This is a genomic window from Archaeoglobus sp. UBA230, from assembly GCA_002507545.1.
Taxonomy (GTDB): domain Archaea; phylum Halobacteriota; class Archaeoglobi; order Archaeoglobales; family Archaeoglobaceae; genus Archaeoglobus.
This window is the reverse complement of record DAVR01000016.1, coordinates 25,255-38,201: the sequence shown is the minus strand read 5'-3', so window position 1 is coordinate 38,201 and position 12,947 is coordinate 25,255. Positions and strand designations below refer to the sequence as shown.

The 12,947-nt window shown below is 44.6% G+C and carries 15 protein-coding genes; 14 read left to right on the top strand and 1 reads right to left on the bottom strand.

The features are described from left to right. Position 1: 1 nt before the first annotated feature. The 7 genes from BP688_RS04110 to BP688_RS04080 are packed head-to-tail and all read left to right on the top strand — an operon-like array spanning position 2 to position 5,349. Positions 2 to 1,534: a helix-turn-helix domain-containing protein gene (locus BP688_RS04110; protein ID WP_290597069.1), complete on the top strand. Its 1,533-nt coding sequence runs from the start codon at positions 2 to 4 to the stop codon at positions 1,532 to 1,534. After that, positions 1,531 to 2,316, top strand: a complete 786-nt coding sequence (locus tag BP688_RS04105) for a phosphoadenosine phosphosulfate reductase family protein (protein WP_290597068.1) — start codon at positions 1,531 to 1,533, stop codon at positions 2,314 to 2,316. Before BP688_RS04110 ends, BP688_RS04105 begins: the two co-directional genes overlap by 4 nt. Then, the gene (locus BP688_RS04100) at positions 2,303 to 3,037 is read left to right on the top strand and encodes a DNA cytosine methyltransferase (protein ID WP_290597067.1); all 735 of its coding nucleotides are present in this window, start codon (positions 2,303 to 2,305) and stop codon (positions 3,035 to 3,037) included. Before BP688_RS04105 ends, BP688_RS04100 begins: the two co-directional genes overlap by 14 nt. Next, positions 3,028 to 3,279 (top strand): thioredoxin family protein, encoded by a 252-nt coding sequence (locus BP688_RS04095; RefSeq protein ID WP_290624525.1) that lies wholly within the window; start codon positions 3,028 to 3,030, stop codon positions 3,277 to 3,279. The genes BP688_RS04100 and BP688_RS04095 overlap by 10 nt, the downstream gene beginning before the upstream one ends. Then, positions 3,269 to 3,430, top strand: a complete 162-nt coding sequence (locus tag BP688_RS04090; RefSeq protein ID WP_290597065.1) for a hypothetical protein — start codon at positions 3,269 to 3,271, stop codon at positions 3,428 to 3,430. Before BP688_RS04095 ends, BP688_RS04090 begins: the two co-directional genes overlap by 11 nt. After that, the gene (locus BP688_RS04085) at positions 3,417 to 4,703 is read left to right on the top strand and encodes a hypothetical protein (protein ID WP_290597064.1); all 1,287 of its coding nucleotides are present in this window, start codon (positions 3,417 to 3,419) and stop codon (positions 4,701 to 4,703) included. The genes BP688_RS04090 and BP688_RS04085 overlap by 14 nt, the downstream gene beginning before the upstream one ends. Continuing rightward, positions 4,684 to 5,349, top strand: coding sequence for a hypothetical protein (locus BP688_RS04080; RefSeq protein WP_290597063.1), 666 nt, complete (start codon positions 4,684 to 4,686; stop codon positions 5,347 to 5,349). Before BP688_RS04085 ends, BP688_RS04080 begins: the two co-directional genes overlap by 20 nt. Before the next feature lie 12 nt (positions 5,350 to 5,361). On the opposite strand, the gene BP688_RS04075 is transcribed toward BP688_RS04080, so the two are convergent. After that, entirely contained in the window at positions 5,362 to 5,643 is a 282-nt protein-coding gene (locus tag BP688_RS04075; RefSeq protein WP_290597062.1) for a hypothetical protein, read from the bottom strand. Between the two features lie 140 nt (positions 5,644 to 5,783). Between BP688_RS04075 and BP688_RS04070 the strand changes: the two genes are divergently transcribed. The 7 genes from BP688_RS04070 to BP688_RS04040 are packed head-to-tail and all read left to right on the top strand — an operon-like array spanning position 5,784 to position 12,932. Then, complete coding sequence (locus tag BP688_RS04070; RefSeq protein ID WP_290597061.1) at positions 5,784 to 6,209, top strand: hypothetical protein; 426 nt, start codon at positions 5,784 to 5,786, stop codon at positions 6,207 to 6,209. Next, on the top strand, positions 6,202 to 7,530 hold the full coding sequence (locus tag BP688_RS04065; RefSeq protein ID WP_290597060.1) for a terminase large subunit domain-containing protein: 1,329 nt from the start codon (positions 6,202 to 6,204) through the stop codon (positions 7,528 to 7,530). Before BP688_RS04070 ends, BP688_RS04065 begins: the two co-directional genes overlap by 8 nt. Positions 7,531 to 7,560: 30 nt before the next feature. After that, positions 7,561 to 8,781, top strand: a complete 1,221-nt coding sequence (locus tag BP688_RS04060) for a phage portal protein (RefSeq protein ID WP_290597059.1) — start codon at positions 7,561 to 7,563, stop codon at positions 8,779 to 8,781. 1 nt (position 8,782) lies between these two features. Further along, complete coding sequence (locus BP688_RS04055) at positions 8,783 to 10,276, top strand: minor capsid protein (protein WP_290597058.1); 1,494 nt, start codon at positions 8,783 to 8,785, stop codon at positions 10,274 to 10,276. A gap of 24 nt (positions 10,277 to 10,300) precedes the next feature. Beyond that, positions 10,301 to 10,630: a hypothetical protein gene (locus BP688_RS04050; protein ID WP_290597057.1), complete on the top strand. Its 330-nt coding sequence runs from the start codon at positions 10,301 to 10,303 to the stop codon at positions 10,628 to 10,630. Between the two features lie 40 nt (positions 10,631 to 10,670). Then, positions 10,671 to 12,032 (top strand): HK97 family phage prohead protease, encoded by a 1,362-nt coding sequence (locus BP688_RS04045; RefSeq protein WP_290597056.1) that lies wholly within the window; start codon positions 10,671 to 10,673, stop codon positions 12,030 to 12,032. Continuing rightward, entirely contained in the window at positions 12,033 to 12,932 is a 900-nt protein-coding gene (locus BP688_RS04040) for a phage major capsid protein (protein WP_349677332.1), read from the top strand. Positions 12,933 to 12,947: the final 15 nt, after the last annotated feature.

The window sequence follows — 12,947 nt, the reverse complement described above, 5'->3', positions numbered from 1 at the left end:
TATGAGCATCAGAGACCGCATAATAACTATTCTCCAGGAGAAACCTCGCACTTTAAAGGAATTGGCCGAGCTTACTGGTTATCCTGTACCATCCATCGAGTGGCATCTCTTATCGCTGCCAGTCGAGAGGAGGTATGTTGGCAGCGAGACATACATAGTCTTGGTTGACAGCGAGATTGATAGTCAATCTCATGATGATGGGTTGACAAAACTCAACGAATCAAAGCAATCTCCATCCTCCATTTTTGAAACAGAGCAATCACATCATGGGTTATCATATCGTATCTCAAAGAATGGCCGAGCAATCACAAAAAGTAAGGACACGAGACCAAGAACACATGTTGACAATGTGGTTGACAAACCTCCAACATGGGTGGTTGACAAACCCTTGGACCTTAGGGATATAGGCATACTCGAGAACTTATGTGAGAGAGCTAAGCAAATTCTGAAATTGTTATACGAAGGCTTAACTCAAAGCCAGATTGCCAGAAAACTCAGAATATCGAGGCAAGCGGTACACAAGTGGGTTAAGAAATTCATAAAATGGGGATTCATCGCAGAGAAAGGGTCTCATTGGGGCTTCGGAAAAAAGAGGGACAAGTTATATGTCGTTAAGAAAGCTATCATCGCATTCATAAAGGCACACAGCAAACCCAATTGTCAACCACGCAACAACAGGGATGTTAGCTCCCCGCAAAAGCTCCCGATCAATGTGCACCGCTTGCAATTGGCTTATCACATTGTCAACCAAAATCAACCCTTCTCAACCGAATGTCAGTCGTACCTCAAATCGTACACACCAAAGGGTTGGACTGGCCACGTATACTTGATCACTGTCAACAGCATAGTTGTCCGGATCCGGGCGTTAAAGTACAAAGTCGTAGCAGAACTTGCTGAAGATGTTGAATTTATCGATAAATCTGCGGAGGAAGCAGCAGCTGAAGTTATACGGATGTTGGATAGGGCTGTTCAAATATGGCTTCGAGAGCAATATGCTAAGGGTGTCGAAATAGAGCTCGACAAGCCTTACCTATTGAGCAAGCCAGAATGGGCTTTGAAGTCAAAACTCATCCAAAACATCATGAAGAAATTGCGCAACGAAAGTCGAACTAAAACATTGATGCAAAATGGAGGTATTGTTGAAACATCTCCGATTCGCTTGAATGAAAGACTATGGATTGATGCCAGTCATGGTGAAGGCCACATAGAGTCCGACAATCCAGAGGAGATCGATTTGGTAAGAGAAGGGTTGGAAGCAGCAATTCAACTTAAGCCACAAATCCAGCAAATCCAACAACGCATAGATGCTATAGAGGCTTGTATTGCTGGTGGCATGTCGCAGCAAAACTTCGAAGACATAATGAAGTCCATGTTTTCGAGCATAGAAAAGAGAATAGAGCGCCTCGAAAGACTTTTCCTTGAGAGGGTCGAGAGAGCTTCGAAGCAGGATAGAATGATCCAATTGATTAACGCAATCGCCACGCTGATGGTACGTCTCGACAATATCGAGAGGATGATCAAGGGAGAGCCATGAGCTACATTAAACTCAAGGAGATCGAGGATTGGCTCGATAAACCTCTTAGCAAAAAGATAGAGATTGCTGAACGAATAATCCAAGATGCTTTAAAGCAAACAACAAAGCAAGCTGTAGCTTTTAGTGGTGGAAAGAATTCTTTGGTCTTATTACACTTGGTCCTTCAATTCGAGCCCAACATTATAGTTGTCTTCTGCAATACTGGTGTTGAATATCCCCAAAATTTAAAGTTTGTCAGGAGAATTGCCAGAGAATGGAACTTGAATTTCTACGAGCTAAAGCCAGAGAAGAATTTCTGGCAGATCGTAAAGAAGTATGGCTTTCCAGACCACAGAAGGTGGTATAAAAAGGAGCCCAAGTGTTGCTGGTATCTCAAGAACAAGCCAGCCAATGATTTCTATAAGAGCAACAACATCGATTGTGTGTTCACTGGAATTTCCGCATTTGAGTCAAGGACAAGAAAACTCCACATTGCGAACAAAGGACCACTTTATTGGACGAAGAGGATAGGCGATACGAAATTCAAGAGGCCAATTTTAAGAGCGCATCCCTTGGCTTATTGGACAGACAAGGATATTTGGGAATACATCGAAGTAAAACAACTTCCGATCAATCCAATCTACGATTTTGCAGATAGAAATGGTTGCATGACTTGTACTGGCTTCATTGGTTGGGAGAAGCAACTATCTCAAGTGAATCCAGCGTTGTATCGAAGAATCATGCATATGATGGGAAAGAGAGTTCTGTCGGATTATGGAGGAATAGAGTTTGAGGACACTTAAGGTAATCGATTTATTTTGCGGTTGCGGAGGGTTCAGCTTGGGATTTGATTATGCTGGTTTCGAGATAATCTACGCTCTCGACAAGTGGGAAATTGCTTGCAGGAGCTACAAGGCTAACTTTCCTCACGTTGATGTCCATTGCGAGGATGCTTTAAATGTGGATCCCAAAGACATTCCGAATTGCGACATAATTATAGGCTCTCCACCTTGCCAGGACCACAGCGTTGCGAATCACAAGCGAACGCACGATACATCTCTCATAAACTGGTTTTGGGAGATAGTCCGCAAGAAAAAACCGAAGTACGTGATCATGGAGGAAACGCCCCTCGCCAGAGACTACCTTCCTCCCGATGTCCCGAAAGTCAGAATATACAGGATGTCCGACTTCGGAGTTCCACAACTGAGAAGGCGATTGTTTGCTGGAGATTTTCCCGAACCCAAAAAACAACCCGTGGATGTTATATTTCCAACTGTTCTTGCGAGCGAGTACAGAAGAGGATGGAAGACATCGCGCGGAGGGTTGAGTAAAGTCTTCCGCAGAAGAAGCTTGATTCCAGAGGCAAAAATCGTTCAGACTTTCCCGCTTGATTACGTAGTTTATGGAACTCTCGAAGAGCAATACGCGCAAATAGGCAACGCTGTCCCACCTTTGATGGCGTACAAACTTGCCGAAGCTATAATGTTGGTAGAAGAGGGCTTTTTGGAGGTGGAATGGTGGTAGAAATCTTGCTTTTTTCGGCCAGATGGTGTGCTCCTTGTAAAATCGTCAAGCAATATTTGAGAGAGCGAGGGATCGACTTCAAAGAGGTCGATGTCGAAAAGAATGGAGAATTGGCGAAGAAATATTTCGTTCAATCGCTGCCAACTATTGTGGTGCTTGAGAACGAAGTGCCAATCGCTTCTATTGTTGGATCGGATTTGTCGCGGTTGGAGAGCGTTTTGAGGGAGATACATGGATGTTGACAAGTTGATTAGCGACATCGAAAGGTGGCTCGACGAGGAAGTATGCGAGTATTGCGAGTGGAGTTGGGAGTGTCCGAACGAAATTGAGAGTTGCATCTACTTGAAGATCAAGAAATTGTTGGAGTGGGTAAAAGAGGATGAAGGGGATTAAAAGCCAAGAAGCGGCAAAAGAAATAATCGTATTCCTTTCTCATCAAGTTGAGTGTGTGGGCAAACACCCTTATGTCGAAGACTACTTTAATGAGCTCCTTTTTTCGGTAGTTCCTTTCTATAAGTCCAACAATAGTATGGGCTTTCGCCATAAGTTCGGTAGTAGTCATCGCCTCGTTTACGACAGTGGAGGTTTCCAATTCCTTACGGGCAAGTTGAAAAATCCAGATCCACTCAGAACTGTTGCTGTTTACAAGAAAATGGGCTACACTAAAAAAGACATTCTTATCCAACTCGACCTTCCACCAGCGTACTATCAGAGTTGTGAGGATCGTCGGAAATTGATAAGAAAGTCAGCTGAATTCTACCACATCATGCTCGAACACGTTCCAGTCATTCCAGTGGTTCATGGTTGGACCCTCGGAGAATTATTGGAAAGTTTAAATCTTATCGAAGATCCGGACAGACTCGCTCTCGGAACATATCACGCCACAACAAAGGACACGAATTTGTTGGGTATCGGAACTTTTTCGGGGATAAATAACTCTTACGAAGGACCGAAACACGATCATCCTTTGGATGCCCAATATACTCGCAAGATCGGACTTGGTGTTTATGCAGCTGATACGCATCCAGCTCCTCAAGTCGGCAACCAACATAAGCCCGCTGGATCCAGCAATGGCAGCAATGGAAAAGACCTCACACCTGTCAATGTCATCTTTGAACGCCTCGCCACAGCCCTAAATTTGCTGAGAGATAGAGAAGTGTTCCTCCTTGGAGCCGCAAACATAAATTTCATGCATCTCGGCTTCCTCGGTGGAGCAAAATTCTCGGATGGCTCGAGTTGGAGGATTGCGGCAAGGTTCTGGACCATCTATTTGCCAGAACACGTTGGGGTTCCAGTAGGTGTCAAGAGAAACAAGCTCGGATCCAAAGAACTCAACTTGCTCAGAGAGGTTCATGCGGATCCCGACTATATCTTCCACGACATTCCATTCGATATTCTTGTCAAAGCATTCAAGGCTCACAAGAAAGATGGTTTTACTGTCAGAGCACTCCACAACGCTTGGGTTGTAAAAAAAGAGGAAGAAATAGCCAATGAATTTGCTAACGATCCAGATCGCTATTATTTTTATCTTTCAAAGCGTTGGGAAAACAGCCCGTACTGGAGAAGTCGCCTGAATTTGTTTTGGAAGAACATCAAACAATCTTGGGTGCAAAGCGACCTTGAAGTCTTCTTGAGGAGAGAGGCTAATGAACGAGCGCGAAATTAAGGAGTTGTTGAAGAAAACAATTTTAAGGAACTTCGATGCGATTTACGAGGGTTCGGTATTCGATGTGCTTGGGCTTTATGCTGACAACATAATTGGCTTCGAGATCAAGGGAGATAACGATAAGCCGATGAGAATCCTCGAGCAACTTCCTCAATATGTTTACATTTGCGATGCTGTTTTCTTAGTTTTGGGTCCTAAAGCTAAGATGCCAGATTGCTTGCCATCTTGGATTGGAGTCTATAAGGTGAATGAGACTCAAGATGGATTCGAGTTGTTGAAAAGTGGGGGGATCGAGTTCATTGAGAGGGATAATTACAAGTTTGTGCATCACAGCACGTATTATTTTAGTGATGAGAGGTCATTGAGGAGCAAGAGGTTGCACTACTTGAAGAAGAACTCGCTACCATTTTATAGGAAGTTCACGACACACTTACCAGAAGAGAGTTTCTTCTATGGGTTTTTGAGAAAGTGGATGATACGTTCGATCTTTGGAGATGAATTTGCAGAATTCGATGAGGTCGAGGAAGCGATGATAAAATTCCTCGCCGAGTATAATAAAAACAAGTCAAAGAGAAGACTCTTACCTCCAGAAGGAAAGAAGAGAGTCGAATACATCACGTTTTCGGATTTTGAGGAGTTTTTGTAAAAAATTGTCAGATCAGACTTCGTGCATTTTCTTTTCCATGACTGATTTCATCGCTTCGAATTTTATAAGCCAGTCTTCACACTCGATTTCGAGTTGAACTTCGCCAATTCTTCCCTTGATTTTGCTGAGAAAGTTCCACAACTCCGCGACAAACTTGTAGTCTAATATTGCAACAAATGGCACTCCTTGCCAATCAGCGCTGAGATTTATGACAGTTTGAGTCCACGCGTACCAACGACCTCTTTTTTTACTCTTCTTCACGTACTCCTTAACATCACACACCTCGTACTTCATGTTCTACAGTAGAAACCTACCTATAATAAGGTTTCTACTGTAGAACATTGGGATTTCTCCATTGTCTCAACTAATCTCTCTTTTAAAGTCCATCCACAACAAGCGCAACCATGAGTAACTCCGAAAATGTTGCGCAACTCTTGAACCCGAGATGCAAGATTTGCCGCTCCGAACACCTTGAGGAAATTAATCAAATGTTGATTGAAGGGCGTCCTTACAGCGAGATCATCGCAAAATTCCCCGATTTAAAGCTTAGTAAGTCCAACATAACCAGGCACAAGAGACACTTCAATTTCGTGAAGAGGGGTGTGGAGAAGTACTATCAACAACTCGAGGAGGGAGCCGATAAGGTTGTGGATGAGATCAAAGCTTTGAACGATATAATTGCCAGGATGCGCAATTACGCTATGAAGGTCGATCCCGAAAAGAAGCCAAGGGTCGTGGAAGTATGCACGAACGCTATGTTTAGAGCGATCAAACTTAAGCACGAGCTCGCTGGCAACATTCAAGATCCAGCCTCCAAGCTCTTAGCATTGTTTGAAGAAGCTTTGAAGGAAGATGAGTAAGCTCGACGATTTGATATCGGAACTCGGCAAGGACAAAAAGAAGATTAAGCAAGCCATAAGGGATCCAGTTCTGTTCACACAAATATTCCTAAACCACGAGCCCCACGAAGCTCAAAAGCTGATCCTCCGCGACAAGCATCAGTTCATAACTGTTGTTGCTGGCAGACGTTTCGGCAAGACCAAAGCGATGGCGTTTTCGGCCATCCACTACGCCATAACTCATCCTGGATCCATTCAGTTCATCCTCGCCCCATCCTACAACCAAGCAAATATCATGTTTTGGGAGATAACGACCCTACTTTCTAAATCGATTCTTGTTCACCTCATCGAGCGAGTCTACAAAACTCCCTTCAGCAAGATTATATTTAGGAATGGCAGCGAGATCCACGCTCGCTCGACAACAAAGCCAGAGTACTTGAGAGGCCACAAGGCGCATAGGGCAATCCTCGACGAAGCTGCTTACATTCCCGATGATGTCATCAGCCAAGTTGTCGAGCCAATGTTAGCAGATTTCAATGGATCATGGATCAAAATCGGAACGCCATTCGGAAAGAACCACTTTTACGATTCCTACCTCAAGGGGCAATCGGAAGAGTTCGAAGACTACAGCAGCTATCGCTTCCCTTCTACAGCCAATCCCCATATCAGTCACGAGTTCATAGAGAAGAAAAAGAGAGAGTATGGCGAGAACTCGATCATTTTCCGCACAGAATACCTCGCGGAGTTCGTAGAGGACCAGAATGCTGTTTTCAGGTGGGCCGACATCCAGAGAAACATCTCCAACATCGAACTCGTCGATATGGGGCAGCCAGGGAGAATCTACGCTATCGGTTGCGATCTGGCGAAGTATCTCGATTATACGGTCATCATAGTACTTGACATCACGAATAAGCCCTTCAAACTCGTCCACTTCCAGCGATTCAACCGCCGCCCCTACGCCGAAACGATATTGAAGTTGAAGGAATTGTACAAGCGCTTCAACTACGCCAAAGTTTTGATCGATTCCAGTGGTGTTGGAGATCCAGTACTCGAGGACTTGCAGGATATCGGAGCTGAAGGATATGTCTTCACTGCAAAGTCGAAGGTCCAATTGATCCAGCGCTTGCAAGCGGCAATCGAGAATGGCGAAGTCAAGTATCCATACATAGAGGAGCTGATAAAAGAGCTACAATTCTTCGAGTATCAACTCACGAGGCAAGGAATAAAGATGGAGGCGAGGCAAGGCATGCATGATGATTGTGTCATAGCGTTGGCCCTTGCTGTGTGGGCAGCGGGTCACGGAGGCAGATCGTTGAGGAGGGTTTATGGAGTCGTTGGCTGATATTTAAAGTCTAAATCTGCCCACTCTTACATGCTGAACAGAATCATCCGTAGGTTCTCGAATGACATGCCCAAGACACAAAGAAGAAGGGAGTTCAAGTACAAGTCCGACAAGGCAATTCTTGTAGCCAAACCATTGGAAAGTTCACCTGGATTCGACCCTCGTGTTAACTACGACGAATACGAATGGCTTTACAATATAAGCGAAGACGCTCAAGCCCACCTTGAGACCATCACATACTTGGTTGTTGGAGCTGGCTTTCAGTTCATCGGCGAGCCGAAAGCTGTTGAGAGGTGCGAGGAGTTTGCAGCTGAAGTCGGATTTTGGGACATCTTGGAAAACGATGTGTTAACTCATCTGATTTTTGGAAACGCTTACAATTTCATTGTCGAGGAGGACAACGATTTTGGTTTTACTCTTCAAGTTGTTCACCCAAAGCGTGTCAAAATCGTAACGGACGAGTATGGTAGAATACAATTTTATTGGTACGATTACAACGCAACATTCATTGGAGATCCAGAGTACAAATTCGAGCCAGAGGATGTCCTTCACTTCCGCTTTAGGCAATTTGCGGACAATGTTTATGGTTTGAGCTTGTTGCACAATGTCTATAATAAACTCAGCATAAAGAATAAGATAGAAGCGACAGCAGCAGCCATGGCCCATCGTGATGCCCACCGATTGCTTTGGGCCAAGGTGGAGTTAACTCCAGAAGATGAAGCAATAAATCCTAAGACTGGAAAAACATACGCTGAGGAGAAGCTTGAGGCTGTGAACGAGTTGCTCGCTGATAGGGTGAAAGATAACCTTGATGGAACTTTTACTGTGAGCAACAATCTTGTTTTTGATCAAACTGTTGAATTGAAGGACCTATCAGCCTCTCACGACTTCGCAGGCATAGCGAAAATACTCGAGCATCTGCAGCGGCAGGTGGATAGAGCTCTGAAGGTACCGAAAGTTTTCTTGGGGGAGGCTGAGGGTAGCAACAGAGCCACGTCATACAACCAACGTCGCACGTTCATGCTGTTCATCGAGAGTATCCAGCGCAAATTCGAGGCTGAAATCAACAGAAAGCTGATTCCACGCATCACTGATGCAGATGTCAGGTTCAAGTTCAACAATCCGCTCAGGGAGGACTACAGCGATTGGGTCGATCAGGCGGTCAAGCTGTATCAAGCTGGCGTTGTAACGCTTGGAGAAGCAAGAGAATGGATCGATCTGCCACCAGAACCACCAAAAGAGGAAGAGTAACATGGATCCAACGAAGACAAAGCTCCTCAGAAAAGAGTATGTTAAAGCGCTGAGAAAGCTTTCAGAATCGGCAAAGCGAGAAATCCTGGAAGTTCTCGGTACTACAGATGCGATTAACGAGGCGACAATCGGGGAGATAAAGCAAATCGTATCGAAGCACCTCGCTGGCGATAAGGCTGAAGAAGTTGTTGCTTACTATACTCAGCAATTCTGGCAGCGCGGAGCTGATTTCGCAAACAGACAGCTGAAGCGCTATGGCATCACGATAGAAATACCGCCACATCTTGGCATTCTCGACAACGAAACTTTGCTCCAGCTCGAGAACTTGCAGCTCGATCTGATCAAGGGCTTGAGCGAGGAGACGAAGAAGGCTTTAGCTTTCCAGTTGAGAGAAGGGATAATTAGAGGAGAATCGATATCGGAGTTAACTAAGCGGGTTAAAGAGGTAATAAACGATACAAAATGGAAAGCAGAGCGTATTGCAAGAACGGAATCCACGAGAGTTTTTAATGCCGCAGCAATTGACCGCTATCAGAAAGCTGGCTTGAAGAAGTGGAAGTGGTACGCAGCTGCTGACGAGCGCACTTGTCCGATTTGTGGAGCGAAACATGATAAGATATTCAACATCGGGGACCCTACCCCACCAGCGCATCCGAATTGCCGGTGCACGACATTGCCTTACTTCGATAAAGAAAGTGAAGAAGAGCGAAAAGAAGAATTTGGGGTTGGAATTCCTGAGATCGACGAGAAAATTGGAAAGGCTTTGGACGATTTCGAAAAAGCGTTGAAGGAAGAGGGTAGCTTTACGAAAGCTGTTAATCGTGTTGTAAATGGTAGACCATTGAGCGTGATTGAGTCTGAGAGAATAGGAAAGGAAATTTACAAAAGCTACATGAAAGGAGCCAGTAAGGATTTGAGGGAGAGAATACAATTATTGTTACCCACAAAGGTCAACAGAAGGTTGATAGAGAAAGCGGGAAATGTGCAAATTAATTATCAGAAGTCTGGAAATCCACATTACAATTGGTGGAAGAAGAGAATTACGCTGATAAGAGGGGTTGGAAGTGAAAACGAGTGGCGTGATTTTCTCCATGAATATGGCCACCACTTGGAGCACTATGGCGCTGAAGATGTCGTGAAAGAGTTTTATCTCGCGAGAATTAGGAAGAGAGGCTACAAGTTGAGGCGACTGAACGAATTCAAGAACTACGAGTTCGTTGGATATGATGTTTACATTTTCGAAGGCTTCGAGCACATAAGTCCGTACATGGGAAGATTTTATCCATCAAAGTTGGCTAAGGATTCTGTAAGAAACTTGATGAGAATCAAGGAGAATCCCGAAGTCATCGAAGATCTGAAGGGGGACATAATGACAGAGTTCGTGAGTGTCGGTTTAGAGCATTTCGCCACGGAGGAATCGATGAAGAAGTTGTACGAGGCTGACAGAGAAGTCTTCGCGTTTTTGCTTTCCGTGTTGAGGGGAGATTTTATATAATATTAATAAGGAAATAGTGGTAGAATGGAATGGAAGATAGTAGTCAAACACAAAGAATTGCCAGATAAAGTAGAGATAATTGGTATGGGCAGCGACCCTCATAATCCAATCGAGGTCACAGCAAAGTCATTCGGTACTCTCGGGAAAAGAGCTCTGGAGAGAATTCGACAGGAGATGAACTCCAGACCGACATTTCTCGCGTGGCTCATAAAATCGGAAAGAGACCTATATTTATGGAGGTATGCAGCGAATAAATTGGCTGATTCGGGAGAATGGATCGTTAAGGATAACTTGCCAGAAGTTAAGCCTCCAAGAATGCCCGATTCGGAAGATGGTGTAACTTTGGTGTATTAGCTTATCAGCATTTTAAAAGTCTATTCTGGCAGACTCTCACATGCAATTGGTAGTCAGATCTCTCAAAACCAAAGAGGACGAGAAAAACGTATATGTTGAAGGATACGCTTCTGCCACTGTTGAGGACCTCCACGACGAAATAATAACCGAAGAAGCCTTACAGGAAGCGGCAAGAGACATCGTGAATCCGCCTTACAACAAGGTTTTCATCGGGCATGCGCCCCTAATAAAGAGAGACTTTGACATCGAGGATGAGATACCAATCGGAAAAGTTGTGGATGCAGCTGTAAAAGAAGACAGAGGAATATTGAAGCTCTGGATAAAGGTAATGCTCAACAAGGCACATCCATACTTCGAGCTAATTTACGAATCTCTTAAAAATGGATTCCTCGATGCGTTCAGCATAGGCTTCAAGGTACTCGAGAGAAAGGGCAATAAGATAAAGAAATTGCAAATACTCGAAGTATCACTTGTCGGCATCCCTTCAAACCCTGAAGCTGTTGTCGAAGATGTTTACGAGAAGAACTTGGTTATTAAAGGCATATCTCCTCGCCACACATTCAAGTATGGCAAGGATGAAGAATCGCCTTGGAGGAAACCGAATTTGAGTGATTTTACTGATGAGCCTTGGGAATCATTGAGCGAGGACGAGCAACAATTCATCGCAGCCCACTTTGCTTGGGCTCCCAAGAATCCACCAGACCGCTATACAGACTTGAAGTTCCCACACCACAACCCGACCAAACATCCAAAACCGCACGCTGTCAACTTGAGAGGAGTAATCGCTGGCTTTGTCAGACTATCTGTTGCAAAATTGCCAGAGGAGGACAAGCGCAAAATATATGCTCACCTATCGGCCCACTACAAAAACGATTTTGGAAGGGAGCCACCAGAATATAGATCGCTTCTTGATGTTGGTGTTGTACTGAAGACTCTTCAGATCGACGAAGAGGTACTTCTTAAGGCGCTCAAACTTGAAGAGGAAGCAACTGACCACTCTGCTTTAAAAAGTCTAAATTCACGCCAAGAAAACATGGAAGAAGTAGAGAAAAGGGTTAAGGAACTCGAAGCGACAATCAGCGAATTATCGGAGAAAGTCAAAGAACTCGAGACAAAGAACAGTGAACTCACAGCTGAAAACGCTAAACTCAAAGAAGAAAACGAGAAATTGGCAAACGAGGTCAAGCAATACATTGAACGTGAAAAAGCTGAATTGATTGAGAAGATCAAGGCTTTGACTGACGAAATCAACGAAGAAGAACTCAAATCAAAGGATGTTACTGATCTCAAGGAATTCTACTTGACGATCCTCGAGACCAAGGTACTCAAAGCGAAGTCAGCGCCTCCGAAGGTTAAGGTTGGCGGGAATTCAGATGAGGTTAGTTTTGAGGGGGTGTTCTAAATGCCCATAACAACTACTGAATTGGGAACTGGAGTGATGAACAGACAGCAAGCCAATCGCTTCATACAAATGGTACAAGAGCAAGCGATCTTGCTGAAGAAATGCAGAGTTCTGGCAGTTAACCATCCCAAGGGTCAGATCGACAAGATTGGTGTAGCATCAAGGATTCTGAGATCCCCAACCGAAGGAGAAACTGTCGCTTCCGAAGCATCAGTAACGATAGGCAGCGTGAACTATGATACTGTTAAGGTCATGCTCAAGTATGGCATAACGATGGAAGCTATCGAGGACAACATTGAGCGCGAAAACCTCGCGAACACTATTGCAAGGATAATGGCCCAGCAATTCAGCGTAGATCTCGAAGATCTCGCCATAAACGCAGATACAGCTACTGATCCAGCAGATCCTGACTACGACTTTCTGAAGATCGACGATGGTTGGATAAAGCAAGCTGCAACTGGAACCCACACTTACGATCATGGTGGAGCTTCGATTGATAAGGAGCTCTTCAGCAACTTGATCAAGGCTTTACCGAACAAATACAGAAGGCCAGGGCTTGTGTGGATAATGAGCCCCGATCAGCTCGAAGCCTTCAAAGACTACCTAACGAACAGAGCAACTGCCGCTGGCGACGCCCTCCTGATCAGCGACAAGGAAGTCATGCCGAGGGGCTTCCCAGTAATTACGCCACCTAAGTGGCCTGATGACCAAGTCTGGCTTACGATTCCACAAAACCTCATTGTGGTCATCCAGAGGAACATAACTGTCAGGAAGACCACGCAGAGCGATGAGGTGATCGACAAGGACCTCTACGCCAAGTATGCATTGACAGCAAGGGTCGATTTCATAATCGAAGAGAAGGATGCGATTGCAAGAGCCATCAATGTTGCAGCACCTTAACCCAATTTTTAGGTG